14 protein-coding genes are annotated in these 14,055 nt (G+C 73.3%); 8 read left to right on the top strand and 6 right to left on the bottom strand.

What is annotated here, in order from left to right:
- Positions 1-106: 106 nt before the first annotated feature.
- Positions 107-1,150 (bottom strand): hypothetical protein, encoded by a 1,044-nt coding sequence (locus MB828_RS08630; RefSeq protein ID WP_301647649.1) that lies wholly within the window; start codon positions 1,148-1,150, stop codon positions 107-109.
- Positions 1,151-1,419: 269 nt separating this feature from the next.
- Here MB828_RS08630 and MB828_RS08625 point away from each other — a divergent pair, with 269 nt between their 5' ends.
- The 4 genes from MB828_RS08625 to MB828_RS08610 all read left to right on the top strand — a co-directional run bounded on the left by MB828_RS08625 (position 1,420) and on the right by MB828_RS08610 (position 5,644).
- Positions 1,420-2,001 carry an XRE family transcriptional regulator gene (locus MB828_RS08625; RefSeq protein WP_133022174.1) on the top strand — a complete coding sequence of 194 codons (582 nt, stop codon included), beginning with the start codon at positions 1,420-1,422 and terminating at the stop codon, positions 1,999-2,001.
- An 84-nt stretch (positions 2,002-2,085) separates the two neighbouring features.
- Positions 2,086-2,661 (top strand): hypothetical protein, encoded by a 576-nt coding sequence (locus MB828_RS08620; protein WP_301647648.1) that lies wholly within the window; start codon positions 2,086-2,088, stop codon positions 2,659-2,661.
- Between the two features lie 102 nt (positions 2,662-2,763).
- Positions 2,764-4,125, top strand: a complete 1,362-nt coding sequence (locus tag MB828_RS08615; RefSeq protein ID WP_301647647.1) for an MAB_1171c family putative transporter — start codon at positions 2,764-2,766, stop codon at positions 4,123-4,125.
- Positions 4,118-5,644 carry an NAD(P)/FAD-dependent oxidoreductase gene (locus MB828_RS08610; protein WP_301647646.1) on the top strand — a complete coding sequence of 509 codons (1,527 nt, stop codon included), beginning with the start codon at positions 4,118-4,120 and terminating at the stop codon, positions 5,642-5,644. The genes MB828_RS08615 and MB828_RS08610 overlap by 8 nt, the downstream gene beginning before the upstream one ends.
- Before the next feature lie 4 nt (positions 5,645-5,648).
- Here the strand turns inward: MB828_RS08610 and MB828_RS08605 are convergent, their stop codons facing one another.
- The 3 genes from MB828_RS08605 to MB828_RS08595 all read right to left on the bottom strand — a co-directional run bounded on the left by MB828_RS08605 (position 5,649) and on the right by MB828_RS08595 (position 8,216).
- A complete protein-coding gene (locus tag MB828_RS08605) occupies positions 5,649-6,698 on the bottom strand; it encodes an MBL fold metallo-hydrolase (RefSeq protein WP_301647645.1) in 1,050 nt (349 codons plus the stop codon).
- 59 nt (positions 6,699-6,757) lie between these two features.
- Entirely contained in the window at positions 6,758-7,333 is a 576-nt protein-coding gene (locus MB828_RS08600) for a GNAT family N-acetyltransferase (protein ID WP_301647644.1), read from the bottom strand.
- Between the two features lie 79 nt (positions 7,334-7,412).
- Complete coding sequence (locus MB828_RS08595) at positions 7,413-8,216, bottom strand: FadR/GntR family transcriptional regulator (protein ID WP_301647643.1); 804 nt, start codon at positions 8,214-8,216, stop codon at positions 7,413-7,415.
- A 95-nt stretch (positions 8,217-8,311) separates the two neighbouring features.
- Here MB828_RS08595 and MB828_RS08590 point away from each other — a divergent pair, with 95 nt between their 5' ends.
- From MB828_RS08590 to MB828_RS08575, 4 genes are all read left to right on the top strand, one after another.
- On the top strand, positions 8,312-9,199 hold the full coding sequence (locus MB828_RS08590; RefSeq protein WP_301647642.1) for a carbon-nitrogen hydrolase family protein: 888 nt from the start codon (positions 8,312-8,314) through the stop codon (positions 9,197-9,199).
- Entirely contained in the window at positions 9,193-10,554 is a 1,362-nt protein-coding gene (locus MB828_RS08585) for an APC family permease (RefSeq protein ID WP_133022386.1), read from the top strand. Before MB828_RS08590 ends, MB828_RS08585 begins: the two co-directional genes overlap by 7 nt.
- Positions 10,555-10,674: 120 nt before the next feature.
- Positions 10,675-12,132, top strand: coding sequence for an aldehyde dehydrogenase (locus tag MB828_RS08580; RefSeq protein ID WP_301647641.1), 1,458 nt, complete (start codon positions 10,675-10,677; stop codon positions 12,130-12,132).
- A 6-nt stretch (positions 12,133-12,138) separates the two neighbouring features.
- Positions 12,139-12,372, top strand: coding sequence for a ferredoxin (locus tag MB828_RS08575; RefSeq protein WP_046728337.1), 234 nt, complete (start codon positions 12,139-12,141; stop codon positions 12,370-12,372).
- Between the two features lie 17 nt (positions 12,373-12,389).
- Here MB828_RS08575 and MB828_RS08570 read toward each other — a convergent pair whose 3' ends face one another.
- Positions 12,390-13,016 carry a maltokinase N-terminal cap-like domain-containing protein gene (locus MB828_RS08570; RefSeq protein WP_133022182.1) on the bottom strand — a complete coding sequence of 209 codons (627 nt, stop codon included), beginning with the start codon at positions 13,014-13,016 and terminating at the stop codon, positions 12,390-12,392.
- A gap of 353 nt (positions 13,017-13,369) precedes the next feature.
- Positions 13,370-14,011: a TetR family transcriptional regulator gene (locus MB828_RS08565; RefSeq protein ID WP_301647640.1), complete on the bottom strand. Its 642-nt coding sequence runs from the start codon at positions 14,009-14,011 to the stop codon at positions 13,370-13,372.
- Positions 14,012-14,055 lie beyond the last annotated feature (44 nt).

The following is a 14,055-nucleotide window of genomic DNA, read 5'->3' as shown; positions in this document are numbered from 1 at the left end:
GTTTGCACCGGCTTTCCCCCGTACGGGTGATGACGACCCCGCTACCTTACCGGCCGGTTCGGGGAGGCTGAGAGGCGGCTGTGCGGCGAGGGCCGGACGGACGTCGTCAGGCCGCGGTGGCGACCGGGTCGATGGCCGCCGACAGGTGGCGGGCCATCCGGCGCAGGGCGCCTTCGCAGTCGGCCGGGGTCTCGCCGACCGCGACCCAGAGCGCGAGCCGGTCGGCGTCGGTCGCGTGCGGTCCGGCGGTGACGAGGCTGCCGGGCTCCCGGGTGAGGATCATGCGGTCGGCGCCGGGCTCCCGGGCCGCGTCGGGGGAGAGTTCCAGGTGGTCGAGGCGGCCGGTGACGGCCGGATAGGCGAACTGGACCGCGGCCGCCCGCTGTCGGGTCGGCGTGGTGTCGGGCAGTTCGCCGGTGGCGAGCGCGGCCGCGGCCTGCGCGAGGTCGACGCCGGTGGCCCGTCTGACGAGCAGCGGGATCAGGTCGCCCGGCAGGTGCGGGGTGACGTCGGTGACCCGCGGGCCGCGGTCGGTGAGCTGTAAGCCGATGTGCAGGACGCCCCGGGTGACGCCGAGGGCGTGCACGGCACGGTCGACGGCCAGCCGCAGGAAACGGTTGTGCAGCAGGCCGTCGTGGGCGTGCACGGTGTGCCGCAGCGGCCGCCGGGCGGGCGCCGGGCCCGGCACCGTCCGGGTGATGGCGGCGATCCGGATCTCGCCGTCCAGGACGACGGTCTCGGCGCTCACCCGTGGCGTGCCGGGGTCCTCGGCGGGGTCGCCCGTGGGGACGTTGCCGGCGGTCAGCAGCGCGCGCAGGGCGGCCGGGTCGGCGCAGGCGGCGGCCGTGGCGGGGGAGAGGCCGGGCAGCCCGGACTGCGCGGCGATCCGGGCGGCGGCGACCCCGTACTCGTCCGACTGGGTCAGCACGCCACGGACCCGGTGCCGGGCCGCGAACCGCACCACCGCCGAAGCCGTCGCCCCGCCCTTGCCGGGGTCCGCCGCGAGATGACCGGCCAGGTGCGGGAGCGCCCAGGCGGGCGGCGCGGCGTCCACCAGCAGCACCGGGCGGACCGCGGCGATCCGGGCCAGCGTGAACTCGTCGTAGGCGCGCCGGCGGCCGACGCCGAGGAGCAGGACGGGCTGCGGCATCGGTTCGCCTCACCTTCGCGGGGAGGAGGCGGGGCGGCGGTTCGCCCCCGGCCGCCACTCCCCCGTAGGCGGCACCCGGAGCGGTTCGGTTCGACCGTGGCCTGGTGGGGGTGATCCTTTCCTGCCGTACCGTCACATGTCAACGATTGCTGCCCAATTCCGCAGTGGACCTTGTCATCTCTGGTGAACCGTACGGGTGATTGGGTAGCCTCGCGTCTGCCCGGCCGAGCGACCGCCGAGCGCCCGTCGACGCGTCCAGGGGGACCTTGGTGAGTGACGCCCATGCCCCGCTGACCGATGTGCTGGCACGGCTCGGGGAGCTGACCGGACGCCACGGCCGGCTGTCCGAGGTGCTGGACGTGGCCGATCTGTCGCACCGCACCGGCATCCCCGTCGGAGTCGTCGCCGAACTGCTCGCCGGCGGCACCGCACCGCAGACCGGACTCGCCGAACGGGTGCGGCAGCGGCTGGACTTCATCCGCGAGAACCGGCGCAGGCCGGACGGCAAGCGGTACTCGCTGGGCGAACTCGCGGCGATCGCCGGCACCAGCAGGCAGTGGCTGAGCGAGTGGCGCAAGAGCGGCCTGCCGAGCCTCGAACACACCGACCGGCTACGGCGGTTCTTCGAGCTGCCGGCCGGGTTCTTCACCGCCGACGAGCCCGAGGCGCTGTACGAGGCGTTGCAGCCGGTGCTCCAGGGCCTGGAGGCCCAGGCCGACCCGCTGTCCCGGCTGCGCGACAGCGGCCTGGTCCGGCTGGCCGCCCGCGCTCCCCAGATGAACGCCCGGCAGCTGGCCACGCTCGCCGACCTGGCGGAGCTGATCATCACCTCCGAGGGTGCCGTCAACTAGGCCCGGCCAAGGGCGACTTACCATGTCAGGAATACCGAGACCGATGCCGATGGGAACGCCGACCGCCAGCGAGGACGCCGACGCATGAGCCCGACCCGATCGCCCAAGCGGTTCCTCGCCCGGCTCGTCCGGGACACCGCCCGCACGCTGGAGCCGCCGACCCGGCCCGAGGCGTTCCTGCACGCGCTGTGCGCCACGCTCAGCCCGCGCCTCGACCGTCCGGTCAGACTCAGGTTCCTCGCCTTCCCGCCGGGACTGGACGTCTCCGGGATCACCCTCGCCAAGGACGACGAGTACATCGTCGTGGTCGAGAAACGGGCCGCCGACGCCCACAAGTTCGTGATCGCCGGACACGAGATCGGGCACATCCACTACGGCACGCTGGACGTCCACTACGACGTCGGCCTGCCCGCCGCCGCGCGCCGGCTGCTCGACCGGTCCGACGAGGACATCCCCTGGGACCGGGTCGTCGCGCTGGCCACCCGGTCGCCGGCCGCCTCCGCCGCCGACGCCGAGTGGGAGGCCGAGGAGTGCGGGCTGCGGCTCGCCGCCAAGTTCCACAAGGTCGTGGGACCCTACGCGGCGACCGGCCGCCGGTTCTCCCAGGACACCCTCACCGACCGCCTGTCGTCCTCCCTGGGCAACATCGGCGGCCCGTGATGCGCGGGACGTCCGGCGGCACGGACGCGGGTGCGGCCATGCCTGGAGCGGTTTCCGTGACGCACCCGGGGCGGCTCCGGTGACGGGCCCGGGGCGGCTCCGGTGACGGGCCTGGGCCGGCACTGGGACATGGCGGGCTCCTTCGCCGCCTACGCGATCCCGGCCGTGCTGATGGCCGTGGCCTTCGTGATCAAGCTGCCGCTGCTCCGGCGCGCCTGGCAGGACCCGATCCTGCGGGCCACCGCGCTGCTCCTCGGCATCGGCGCGCTCATCTTCGCGTCCCTCCCGCCGGGCAACCTGCACCGCATCAACGAGGCCACCGGCGTGCCCAACTTCGCCGGCGTCTGGGTCTACTCGCTGCTCACCGCGTACTGCGGCGCCTGCCTCTGGCTGATCATCACCTGGCGCGAGCCGCCGTCCGCCGTGCGGCGCCGCAGGACCCGGCTGGTGTGGATCGCGTACGCCGTCATCATCGTCGGCCTCTGGGTGACCTTCGCGCTCGGCGACCACCACGTGGAGCGGCTGCGCGACCTGGACACGTACTACGCCAACACCCCCTGGATGCGCGAGCACACGATGCTCTACCTGGTCGCGCACATGGTCTCGGCCGTGGTCGCCGCGGCCATCCTGTGGGCCTGGTTCCAGGAGGTCGCCGACAAGTGGCTGCGCCGGGCCGTGGTCTGCCTCCAGGTCGCCTACGCCCTCGGGTTCATCTTCGACGTCGCCAAGGTCGCCGCGATCGTGGCGCGTTGGGCGGGCCGTGACTGGGACTACCTCTCCACCTACGTGGCCCCGCCGTTCGCGATCGCCGAGGCCTTCCTGGTCTCGGTCGGCTTCATCGCCGGGCAGGCCGGCCCGTACTGCGACGAACGCCGGCGCCTGTGGCGCACCCACCGCAGCCTGGAGCCGCTGTGGCGGGAGATGCTGACGGTCGGCGCGTCACCGGCCCCGGCCACCGGCCGGGTCTCGGGCGCCGAACTCCGGCTGGAGCTGCGCCGGGCCGCCATCAACGACGGGCTGCTCAGGCTGTCCCCGTACCTGAGCGGGGCCCGGCGCGAGCGGGCCCGGCGGCAGGCGGTGGCCGCCGGGCACACCGAGTGCACCGCGCGGGGGATAGCGGGGGCGGTGGACATCCTGGTGGCGGTGGACGCGCTGCGGACCGCCGCACGGGGCCCGGCCGGCCTGGCCGGCCCGGCCGGGGAGACGCACGACCCCTACGCCTCCGGCACCCCCCACGCCTCCGATACCCCTGACGTGCCCGACGTGCCCGACCTCCCCGGCGTGCCCGACACGGGTCCGCATCCGCATCCGCAGGTGCGGCACGCCGCTCATGACGACTCCCCGACCGACCTCCCCGACCGTGAACTGGAGTCCGTGGCGTACGCGTTGCGGGTCCACTCGCCCGTCGTGGAAACACTCCGCCGGCAGGCGGCCGCCACAGAAGGTCTCATCACCCATGCCTGACCCCACGTCCGACAGAGCAACCACGGCGGGCCGTCGTACCGCGATCGTCGTCGGCGGCAGTACCGCCGGACTGCTCACCGCGTCGGTCCTCGCCACCCGCTTCGACGAGGTCACCGTCGTGGAGGCCGACCGGCTCCCGGAAGGTCCCGAACGCCGCAGGGGCCTGCCGCAGGCCCGGCACGCCCACCTCGTGTGGTCCGGGGGCGTGGCCGCCCTGGAGGACCTGCTCCCCGGTGTCACCGGCGAGCTCACGGCGCAGGGCGCCGGCCTGATCGACGTGATGAAGGACCTGGTCAGCAAGGCGCCGACGGGACAGTGGTTCCGGCGGTTCACCGACTCCCGGCACAGCATGATCGTGTGCAGCCGGGACCTGCTGGACGCGGTGGTCCGCGCGGCCGTCCTCGACAGGGGCGGGGTGACGCTGCGCGACGGCACCCGGGTGGCGGGCCTGGTGGGGGACCGCGACCGGGTGACCGGGATACGGCTGTCCACCGGCGCCGGTGAGGACGACGGCCGGGGCGAGGGTGACGGCCGGGGCGAGGGTGACGGCGGCGATGAAGGCGCCGGCCGCGGTGAGGGTGCCGGCCGCGGCGAGGGCGGCGGCGTTCTCCGTGCGGACCTGGTGGTCGACGCGACCGGACGGGCCTCGCAGACTCCCAGGTGGCTCACGGAACTCGGCCTGCCGCAGGTCGTGGAGCGCGTCGTGGACGCCGGTGTGGCCTACGCCAGCCGGGTCTACGAGGCCCCGCCCGCCACCTCCGCCCTGCCCCGCTACCCGGTCGTCAACGTCCAGGCCGACCCGCGCGACGCGCCCGGCCGCGGCGGAGTCCTCGTGCCCATCGAGGGCGGCCGCTGGCTGGTCACCGTCTCCGGCACCCGCGGCGGCCAGCCGAGCGCCGTCCCGGCCGAGTTCGAGCACTTCGCGCTCACCGGTCTGCGGGACCCGATCATCGGCCGGCTGATCGCGAACGCCAAGCCGCTGACGGACCCGGTGACCACCCGCTCCACCGCCAACCGCCGCCGCTACTACGAGAACGTCCGCTCCTGGCCGGAGGGGTTCGCGGTGGTCGGCGACGCGGTCGCCGGCTACAACCCGGTCTACGGCCACGGCATCTCGGTCGCCGCCCAGAGCGCGATCGCGGTCCGCGAGGTCCTCGACAGGCACGGTCCGGACGCCCCGGGCGTCGCCCGCCGCATCCAGCGGGCGGTGGCCCGGCCCGTGGGCAACGCCTGGAACCTGGCCGTCGGACAGGACGCGTACTACCCCGAGGCGGCACCGGAGCCGCCGAAGGCGGTGGAACGCCTGCTCACGGCCTACGTCGACAAGGCGGTGGCGGCGGGCTCGGCGAACCCGCGCGCCCTGCACGGCCTCCTGGACGTGATGAGCCTGATGACCCCGCCGACCAGGCTCTTCGCCCCCGACATGCTCTGGCACACCCTCTTCGGCCCCCGCAGGACCCCCCTGACGGAGGCCCCCCTGTCAGCAGCGGAACGCGAGGCGGCGGGCCTGGAGAGCTGACGGCCTACCGCACCGCCACGTACGTCACCGGTTCGCTGTCCGGTACCGGTTCCGCGCGGCCCAGTTTCACCAGGCGGCGCAGGTGGGCCTCGGCCTCGGAGACCGCGATGTTCCGGGAGCCGTAGGGGATCTGCTCCCAGGGGCGGTTCCACTCCATCCGGGTGGCCAGTTCCCAGGGGGTGAGGGGTTCCCGGAGAAGGGTCAGCAGGTCCGTCAGCCGGTCCTCGTGATGGGCCAGCAGCTCCCGGACCCGGCCCCCGGCGTCGGCGAAGGCGTGCTGGTGGGCGGGGAGGACCTCGGCGGGGGCGAGGCGGCCGACGCGTTCCAGGGAGTCGAGGTAGTCGCCGAGGGGGTCGGTCACGGTGGCGTCGTCGGGATCCTCGTACAGGCCGATGTGCGGGGTGATCCCGGGAAGCAGGTGATCGCCGGAGAACAGCCGTCCGTGGCCCGGGAGCTGACCGGGGTGCTCCTCCTCCAGGTGCAGGCAGACATGGCCCGGGGTGTGTCCCGGCGTCCAGATCGCCCGGATCCGCCGGCCGGGCAGGTCGAGCAGCTCGCCGGGGACGATCTCGCGGTCGGGGAGGGCGGGGGAGAGGCCGGGCAGGGACCGCCGGCGGCCGCCGCGCAACGGCGCTATGTGCTCCTCGGGTGCCCCGGCGGCCGTCAGCTTCGCCGCCATGTACGTGAACCACCGCTCGGGCCGGGTCTCCCGCGTCCGCCGGACGATCGCCGCGTCGGCGGCGTGCAGCGCGACCCAGGCCCCGGAGGCCTCCCGCACCCTGCCCGACAGCCCGTGGTGGTCCGGGTGGTGATGCGTGATCACCACCCCGTGCACCTCGCCCACCCCGGTCCCGCAGGCCGCCAGCCCCGCCACCAGCACGTCCCACGACCCGGGGTCGTCCCACCCGGTGTCGACCAGCACCGGCCCGCGGTCGGTGTCGACGACGTACACCAGCGTGTACCCCAGCGGGTTGTCCGGAATGGGCACGGCCACGGACCGCACGCCCCCGCCGAGGTCCCGTACCGCCGCCGACTCGCCCCGACCGTCCGTCATCAGCCCGCCTCCGCACCCGCCCGTCCCACGGCCACCGCTCACTATAACTAGAACTGGTTTCACATCCGACGGTGTGCGGTGAAGTTCCCGCTCCCCGTGGCCGCGTCCGCCGCCGTGATCCGGTACAGCACGTTCGGGCGGAGCGGGCCGGCGGGCGCGGCGGGGTCGTCGAAGTCGCCGTCCGGGTCCCGGGTCATGCCGATCCGGCGCATGACCGCCTGCGAACGGAGGTTGGCGGCCGTGGTCACCGCGAGGATCTCGGGCAGCGCGAGCGCGCCGAACCCGTGGGCCAGCACCGCCAGCGCGGCCTCGGTGGCGTAGCCGTGGCCCCACGCCGGCCGGGCCAGCCGCCAGCCGATCTCCACCCCGGTGAACGGCAGGCCGTCGTCGACGTCGTCCAGGCCCGCGAAGCCCGCGAACTCGCCGGTGGCCCGCACCTCGACCGCCCACCACCCGTAGCCCCGGAGGTCGAACTCGGTCCGGAACCGCGCCACGGAGGCGTCGCTCTGCTCGCGGGTGAGGAGGTCGCCCAGGTGCTCCCGGACCTCCGGGTCGGCGTTCATCGCCGCCCAGGGTCCGAGGTCGGCGTCCCGCCAGCGGCGGAGGGTGAGGCGGTCGGTGCGCAGTTCGGTCATGCGGCCCAGCCAACGCGAACCCGCCGCCCGGGACAATCCGGTTTTCACCGGCGGGACGGCGTCACCCGGCGGGACGGCGTCACCCGTCGGTGCGTTCGGTGCGTTCGGTGCGTTCGGTGCGTTCGGTGCGTTCGGTGTGTTCGGTGAGCAGGCCGACGTACATCGTCCGGTGCAGGGTCCCGACGTGCCGTGCGGCGATCGCGGCGGCCGTGCCGGCGTCGCGGGCGCGGAGGGCCTCCACCAGGTGCCGGTGCTCGGCGTTCGACTCGCGCAGGGCGTCGATCGGGTACGGCAGGTAGTAGCGGTAGAGCTCACGCAGGACGCCGCGGTAGGGGCCGTCCGCACCGGGGGCGCCGGCGGCCGCCGACGTCGCCAGGTGGAAGCGCTCGTCGAGGCCGTGGAACTCGGCCCAGCTGTCCGCCCCGTCCATGGCGTCCACCAGCTCCTGGAGCTCCGCCAGGGCCGCGTCGTCGGCGTGCTCCGCCGCCAGGTGGGCGATCCCGCACTCCAGGACCAGGCGGTGGTCGATCAGGCGGTGCACGGCGGCCGTGTCGGCACGGTACGCGGTGGTGGTGCCGATGACGCCGGTCGCCGGCCGCTCGGCGACCAGGGTTCCGCCGTTGCGGCCGCGGCGCCGCTCCAGCACGCCGTCCTCGCACAGGGAGACCAGGGCCCGCCGGGCGGTGATCTCGCCGACGCCGAGTGCGGCGGCGATCCGGTCGCTGCCGGGCAGCCGCTCACCGGGCGCCAGCAGGCCGAGGTCCACGGCGAGCGCGATCCGCGCCCGCACCGCCTCCAGTGCGGACAGCCGCCGGATCCCGCTGAGCTGGGGAGCCTCGAGGTGCGCGGTCGGGGCGGCGGAGTCGGTACGGCGGCCAGGCATGCCGCCACCTTAACCACCCGCACGGCGTCGGCCCCAAAAACAGCTCAGAATGAGCACTCTTGTTTAAGTACTCATCTTGACCTATTTTCATCGCCATGCCCCGTGCACTTCCCCTGGCACTCGGCCAGCTGCCTCCCCATCTGGCCGGTGACCCGCTGTCCGACTTCACCGCCGAGGTCGAGCGGATGCTCCGCGACGCGCCCGGCACCCTGATGGCCGTCTTCCCCGAGCTCCATCTGTACGGGGTCACCGGCCCGTCCGCCGCGGCCGCGGACCTGCTGCGGGAGGCCGCCGAACCCCTGACCGGCCGGCGGGCCGGGGAGCTGGCGCAACTCGCCGGCGACCTGGGCATCTGGCTGCTGCCCGGCACGGTCCCCGAACGGGGCCCGCGGGGCGAGCTCTACAACACCGCGCTCGCCTTCTCACCCGAGGGCCGCCTGGTGGCGTCGTACCGCAAGGTCTTCCCCTGGCGGCCAGCCGAGCCGTACGACCCGGGCGACCGCTTCGTCGTCTTCGACGTGCCCGGCACCGGCCGGATCGGCCTCGCCATCTGCTACGACGCCTGGTTCCCGGAGGTCGCCCGCCATCTGGCGTGGATGGGCGCCGAGGTCGTCGTCAACCCGGTGATGACGACGACGCCCGACCGGGAGCAGGAGGTGGTCCTGGCCCGTGCCAACGCCATCGCCAACCAGGTCTTCGTCGTCAGCGTGAACACCGCGGGCCCGGTCGGCACGGGCCACAGCCTGGTCGTCGACCCGGAGGGCCGGGTGCGCGCGGAGGCGCCGTCCACCGCGCCGGCCGTCCTCACCGACGTCCTCGACCTGGACCACGTCACCCGCGTAAGGGAGCACGGCACCGCCGGGGTCACCCGCATGTGGGACCACTTCACCGACACCGACCGCCCCATAGAGCTGCCGCTGTACGGCGGCCGTATCGAACCCCGCCGCTGGCACCCCGCCCCGTCCCCCGGAGCCGCATCGTGAACTCACCCGCCCCCGCGCTGGCCCGCACCCTGACCCTGAGATCGGTCGTCCTGTTCGGCCTCGCCTACATGACCCCGATGATCGTGCTCGGCACCTTCGGCGTGGTCGCCGACGAGACCGGCGGCACGGTGCCCACCGCCTACCTGCTCGCCCTCGCCGCCATGCTGTTCACCGCGCACAGCTACGGCCGGATGGCCGCCGCCCACCCGGTGGCCGGCTCCGCCTACACCTACGTGCGGCGGGCCGTCGACTCGCGCGTCGGCTTCCTCGTCGGCTGGGCCACGCTGCTCGACTACTTCTTCCTGCCGATGGTGATCTGGCTGATCGGCGGCGCCTACCTGCACGCCCAGTACCCGGGCGTGCCGAACTGGGTGTGGATCGTCGCCTTCATCGCCGTGACGACCGCGCTGAACGTGCGCGGGATCAAGACCGCCGAACGCGTCAACGACCTGCTCATGGTCTTCCAGATCCTGGTCATCGGGATCTTCGTGCTGCTGTCCCTGCGGCACGTGGTGTCGGCCGGCGGGGCCGGTGCCCTGGCCAGCGCCACGCCCTTCGCCAACGGCGCCACGACCGCCACGGGCATCTCCGCCGGCGCCGCGCTCGCCGCCTACTCCTTCCTCGGCTTCGACGCGGTCACCACCCTCACCGAGGAGACCCTGGAGCCCGAGCGGACCATGCCCCGGGCGATCCTGCTGACCGCCCTGATCGGCGGCGCGATCTTCGTCGCCGTCGCCTACACCACCCAGCTCGCCCACCCCGGCTCCCACTTCGCCGACTCCGGCTCGGCCGCCTTCGAGATCGCCAAGGTCATCGGCGGCGACCTGTTCTCCTCGGTCTTCCTCGCCGGGCTGGTCGTCGCGCAGGCCGCGTCCGGCATCGCCGCGCAGGCCAGCGCCGCCCGGCTGATGTACGCCATGGGCCGTGACTCGGTGCTGCCGCGCCGGATCTTCGGCCGGGTCCACCCGCGGTTCCGCACCCCCGCCTTCAACGTGCTGCTCACCGGCGCGATCGGCCTGATCGCGCTGCGCCTGGACGTGGCGACCTCGACCTCCTTCATCAACTTCGGTGCCTTCACCGCCTTCACCTTCGTCAACATCAGCGTCATCGCCACGTTCGTCCGCGAGCGCCGGTCCGGTACCCGGCACGGCGTCCTGTCGTACGTGGTGGTCCCGGCGGTCGGCGCGGCGGTCGACGTCTGGCTCCTCGCCCACCTCGACGGCAGGGCCATCACGCTGGGCCTGATCTGGCTGGCCCTCGGCGTCGTCCAACTGGCCTGGCTCACCCGCCTGTTCCGCAAGGCCCCGCCGGAACTGACCCTGACCGAGGACGAACGGCTCCCCGAGCCGGTCTGACACCCTGCCCTCACCGGCGGCGAAACCGCTGGTGAGGGCCTATTCGTTCCCGCCCCTGGCTTACTTGAACTAGAACTGATATCAGTTCTGAGACATCGTCAGGAAGGGTGGCGGGGCGCCATGACCGAGTTCCTGGAGCACGGACAGCTGTTCATCGGCGGGGAGTTGACCGACCCCCTCGGCAAGGACGTCATCGAGGTGATCTCGCCGCACACCGAGGAGGTCTTCGGGCGGGTGCCGCACGCCTCCCGGGAGGACGTGGACCGGGCGGTGGCGGTGGCGCGGCGGGCCTTCGACGAGGGGCCCTGGCCGCGGATGTCCCTGGACGAGCGGATCGAGGTCGTCACCCGGATCAAGGACGCGATCGCCGTGCGGCACGAGGAGATCGCCCGGGTGATCTCCTCCGAGAACGGCTCCCCGTACTCCTGGAGCGTCCTCGCCCAGGCGCTCGGCGCGATGATGGTCTGGGACGCGGCGATCAGAGTGGCGCGCGACTTCACCTACGAGGAGACGCGCGACGGCGTGCTGGGCAGGATCCTGGTGCGGCGGGAGCCGGTCGGGGTGGTGGCGGCCGTGGTGCCGTGGAACGTCCCGCAGTTCGTCGCCGCCGCCAAGCTCGCCCCCGCGCTGCTCACCGGCTGCACGGTGGTGCTCAAGCCGTCCCCGGAGTCCCCGCTGGACGCCTACATCCTGGGGGAGATCACGAAGGAGGCCGGGCTGCCGGACGGGGTCCTGTCCATCCTCCCGGCGGACCGCGAGGTGAGCGAGTACCTGGTGTCCCGTCCCGGCGTCGACAAGATCTCGTTCACCGGGTCGGTGGCCGCGGGCCGGCGCGTGATGGAGGTCGCGTCGAGGAACCTCACCCGGGTGACCCTGGAGCTGGGCGGCAAGTCGGCGGCGCTGGTGCTGCCGGACGCGGACGCGGCCGGCGCCGTCGCCGGGATCGTCCCGGCCGCCTGGATGAACAACGGCCAGGCGTGCGTCGCCCAGACCCGCATCCTCGTCCCGCGCTCCCGCTACGACGAGTTCGCCGAGGCCTTCGCGGCCGCCGCGAGCGCCCTCGAGGTCGGCGACCCGCTGGACCCGGCCACCCAGGTCGGACCGCTGGTCGCCCGCCGCCAGCAGCAGCGGAACCTGGACTACATCCGGATCGGCCTGGAGGAGGGGGCGAAGATCCTCACCGGCGGCGGCCGTCCGGCGGGCCTCGACAAGGGCTGGTACGTCGAGCCGACCCTCTTCGGCGACGTCGACAACTCCATGCGGATCGCCCGGGAGGAGATCTTCGGCCCGGTGATCTGCCTGCTCCCCTACGGCGACGAGCAGGAGGCCCTGAAGATCGCGAACGACTCGGACTACGGGCTCAGCGGCAGCGTCTGGACGGCGGACGTGGCGCACGGCATCGAGGTCGCGCGCCAGGTCCGTACCGGCACCTACTCCGTCAACACCTTCAGCCTCGACATGCTCGGGCCGTTCGGCGGCTACAAGGACTCCGGTCTCGGGCGAGAGTTCGGGCCCGAGGGCTACGGCGAGTTCCTGGAGCACAAGATGATCCATCTGCCGGCCGGCTGGGAGGCGTGACGGACCATGGGTGACCGCTGGCACGTCGAGGTCGACCGGTCGATCTGCATCGGCTCGGCCCAGTGCGTCCACCGCGCCACCGGGGCCTTCCGCCTCGACTCCGCCATGCAGTCCCATCCCGTGGACCCGGAGACGGACGCCAACGGCAGAGTCCTCGACGCCGCGGAGAACTGCCCGGTGGAGGCGATCACGATCACCCTGCTGGACAGCGGGGAGCCGGTCTTCCCGCCGGAGGACTAGGGCTTTCGCAACCCGCCCTAGCGGGGCCGGAGGCCGGCGAACAGGGCGCGGGTGCGGGTGTTCGCGGAGTGCTCCCAGACGCCGGTGACGTGGCCGACCGCGTCCTCGGGCGGTGTCGACCCGGGCGTCAGCACCCGCCGCAGCTCCAGCACCAGGCCGGTGTCCGGTACGGCGAACTCGGTGCTCTCGTCGGTGTCGACGGGGGCGCCGAGGCCGGGCAGCGGGCCCTCGCCCTCGTACCCGCGGGCGACCTCGTGGTCCGGCGTGTCGGTGAGGCTCTGGGCCTGCGCCTGGGCGCGCCCCTCGATCAGGGCGAGCAGCCCGGCCGTCAGCACGGGGTCGTGGCAGCCGTCGTAGGTCCAGCGAGTACCGAGCACCCCGTGCTCCATGGTGCCGACGAGCGCGTGGTCGGCGCCCTCCAGGGGCGCGGCGCGATAGGTGAGCGGTACGAGGTACGCCCCCGACTCCTCGGTGACGACCATGAACTCGATCCCGACCTCGCCCGCCGGGTCGTCCAGCCGGAATCCGCCGGCCTTCACCAGCTCCGGTGCGGCGGAGCCGCGGTACCAGGGGCGGGTCGGGAGCCAGCCGGCGAGGAGTTCGACCTTGGTGGGCTTGAGGGTGGTGCGGTGGATGAGTGCCATGGAGGGATTCTCGGGGCGGACGGGGCTGCCTCGCCAGGGGCTTTCCGGCGACCGGTACCAGGAAAAGCGGAAAAAAAATCCAGCTTTGGGGTGGTTTATCCGGCTTCACGCGTTCTATGCTGATACCAGCCTACGAGGCGAGTGAGGGAGTCCGAGCGGAGTAGCCGACGCAGGCGTGACGCAGATGCAGAAGCATCCGCCGGTGCCGACGTCGACGGTCGGGCTGAGAGGCCGGAAGGCAGTGGTTGAGCCGTACGGCGACCCCTACCACCTGATCCGGACCATACCGGCGAAGGGAACCCGTCTCGTAGGTCTTCGCATGCCCGGCCTGCGTGTGCCCGGCCTTCATGCGCCTAGCTCTTCTTCCCCTCCGTCGCGCCCGGTTCCGTCAGGTCGATCAGGCGGCACACCGTCTCGATGTCGATCTTGACCTGGGCGATGGAGGCGCGGCCCGAGAGCCAGGTGATCAGCGCCGAGTGCCAGGTGTGCTCGATGACGCGGACGGCGGAGAGCTGGGCGGGGGTCGGGTCGGTCAGGCCCATCGCGTCCAGGATGATCGCCGTGGTCTGCCGGGAGACCTGGTCGACCTCGGGGGAGACGCTGCGGTCGGCGAAGGTCAGCGCCCGGACCATCGCGTCGGCGAGGTGCGGCTCGCGCTGCAGGGCCCGGAACGCCCGCATCAGGGTCTCGGCGACCCGCTCGGACGCCGTCTCGCCCGCCGGCGGCTTCTTCCGCAGGGTGCCGTGCATGTGTTCCAGCTGGTCCTGCATGGTCGCGACCAGCAGGTGGACCTTGGACGGAAAGTAGCGGTACAGGGTCCCCAGCGCGACCTGGGAGGACTCGGCCACCTCGCGCATCTGCACCGCGTCGAAGCCGCCCCGGCTGGCCAGTTGCGCGCTCGCGTGCAGGATGCGGCGGCGCCGGGCCTCCTGGCGCTCGGTGAGCGGGGGTGAGGCAGGCCGGGCGCTGATGTCCACCTTGGCTTCCGCAGGCATGGGTCCCGTCCGTGACAGTCGGTGAGGGCAGTGCTCAGGGCGAG

The sequence above is a fragment of the Streptomyces arenae genome (genome assembly GCF_022343545.1).
GTDB classification, from domain to species: domain Bacteria; phylum Actinomycetota; class Actinomycetes; order Streptomycetales; family Streptomycetaceae; genus Streptomyces; species Streptomyces humi.
Note: the sequence above shows the minus strand (reverse complement) of the source record. Positions and strands in the feature narration are given on the sequence as shown.

Coding starts and splice junctions, on each gene's coding strand:
- MB828_RS08630 (WP_301647649.1), bottom strand. CDS start 1,150: ATGCCGCAGCCCGTCCTGCTCCTCGGCGTCGGCCGCCGGCGCGCCTAC.
- MB828_RS08620 (WP_301647648.1), top strand. CDS start 2,086: ATGAGCCCGACCCGATCGCCCAAGCGGTTCCTCGCCCGGCTCGTCCGG.
- MB828_RS08610 (WP_301647646.1), top strand. CDS start 4,118: ATGCCTGACCCCACGTCCGACAGAGCAACCACGGCGGGCCGTCGTACC.
- MB828_RS08605 (WP_301647645.1), bottom strand. CDS start 6,698: ATGACGGACGGTCGGGGCGAGTCGGCGGCGGTACGGGACCTCGGCGGG.
- MB828_RS08600 (WP_301647644.1), bottom strand. CDS start 7,333: ATGACCGAACTGCGCACCGACCGCCTCACCCTCCGCCGCTGGCGGGAC.
- MB828_RS08595 (WP_301647643.1), bottom strand. CDS start 8,216: ATGCCTGGCCGCCGTACCGACTCCGCCGCCCCGACCGCGCACCTCGAG.
- MB828_RS08590 (WP_301647642.1), top strand. CDS start 8,312: ATGCCCCGTGCACTTCCCCTGGCACTCGGCCAGCTGCCTCCCCATCTG.
- MB828_RS08580 (WP_301647641.1), top strand. CDS start 10,675: ATGACCGAGTTCCTGGAGCACGGACAGCTGTTCATCGGCGGGGAGTTG.
- MB828_RS08575 (WP_046728337.1), top strand. CDS start 12,139: ATGGGTGACCGCTGGCACGTCGAGGTCGACCGGTCGATCTGCATCGGC.
- MB828_RS08570 (WP_133022182.1), bottom strand. CDS start 13,016: ATGGCACTCATCCACCGCACCACCCTCAAGCCCACCAAGGTCGAACTC.
- MB828_RS08565 (WP_301647640.1), bottom strand. CDS start 14,011: ATGCCTGCGGAAGCCAAGGTGGACATCAGCGCCCGGCCTGCCTCACCC.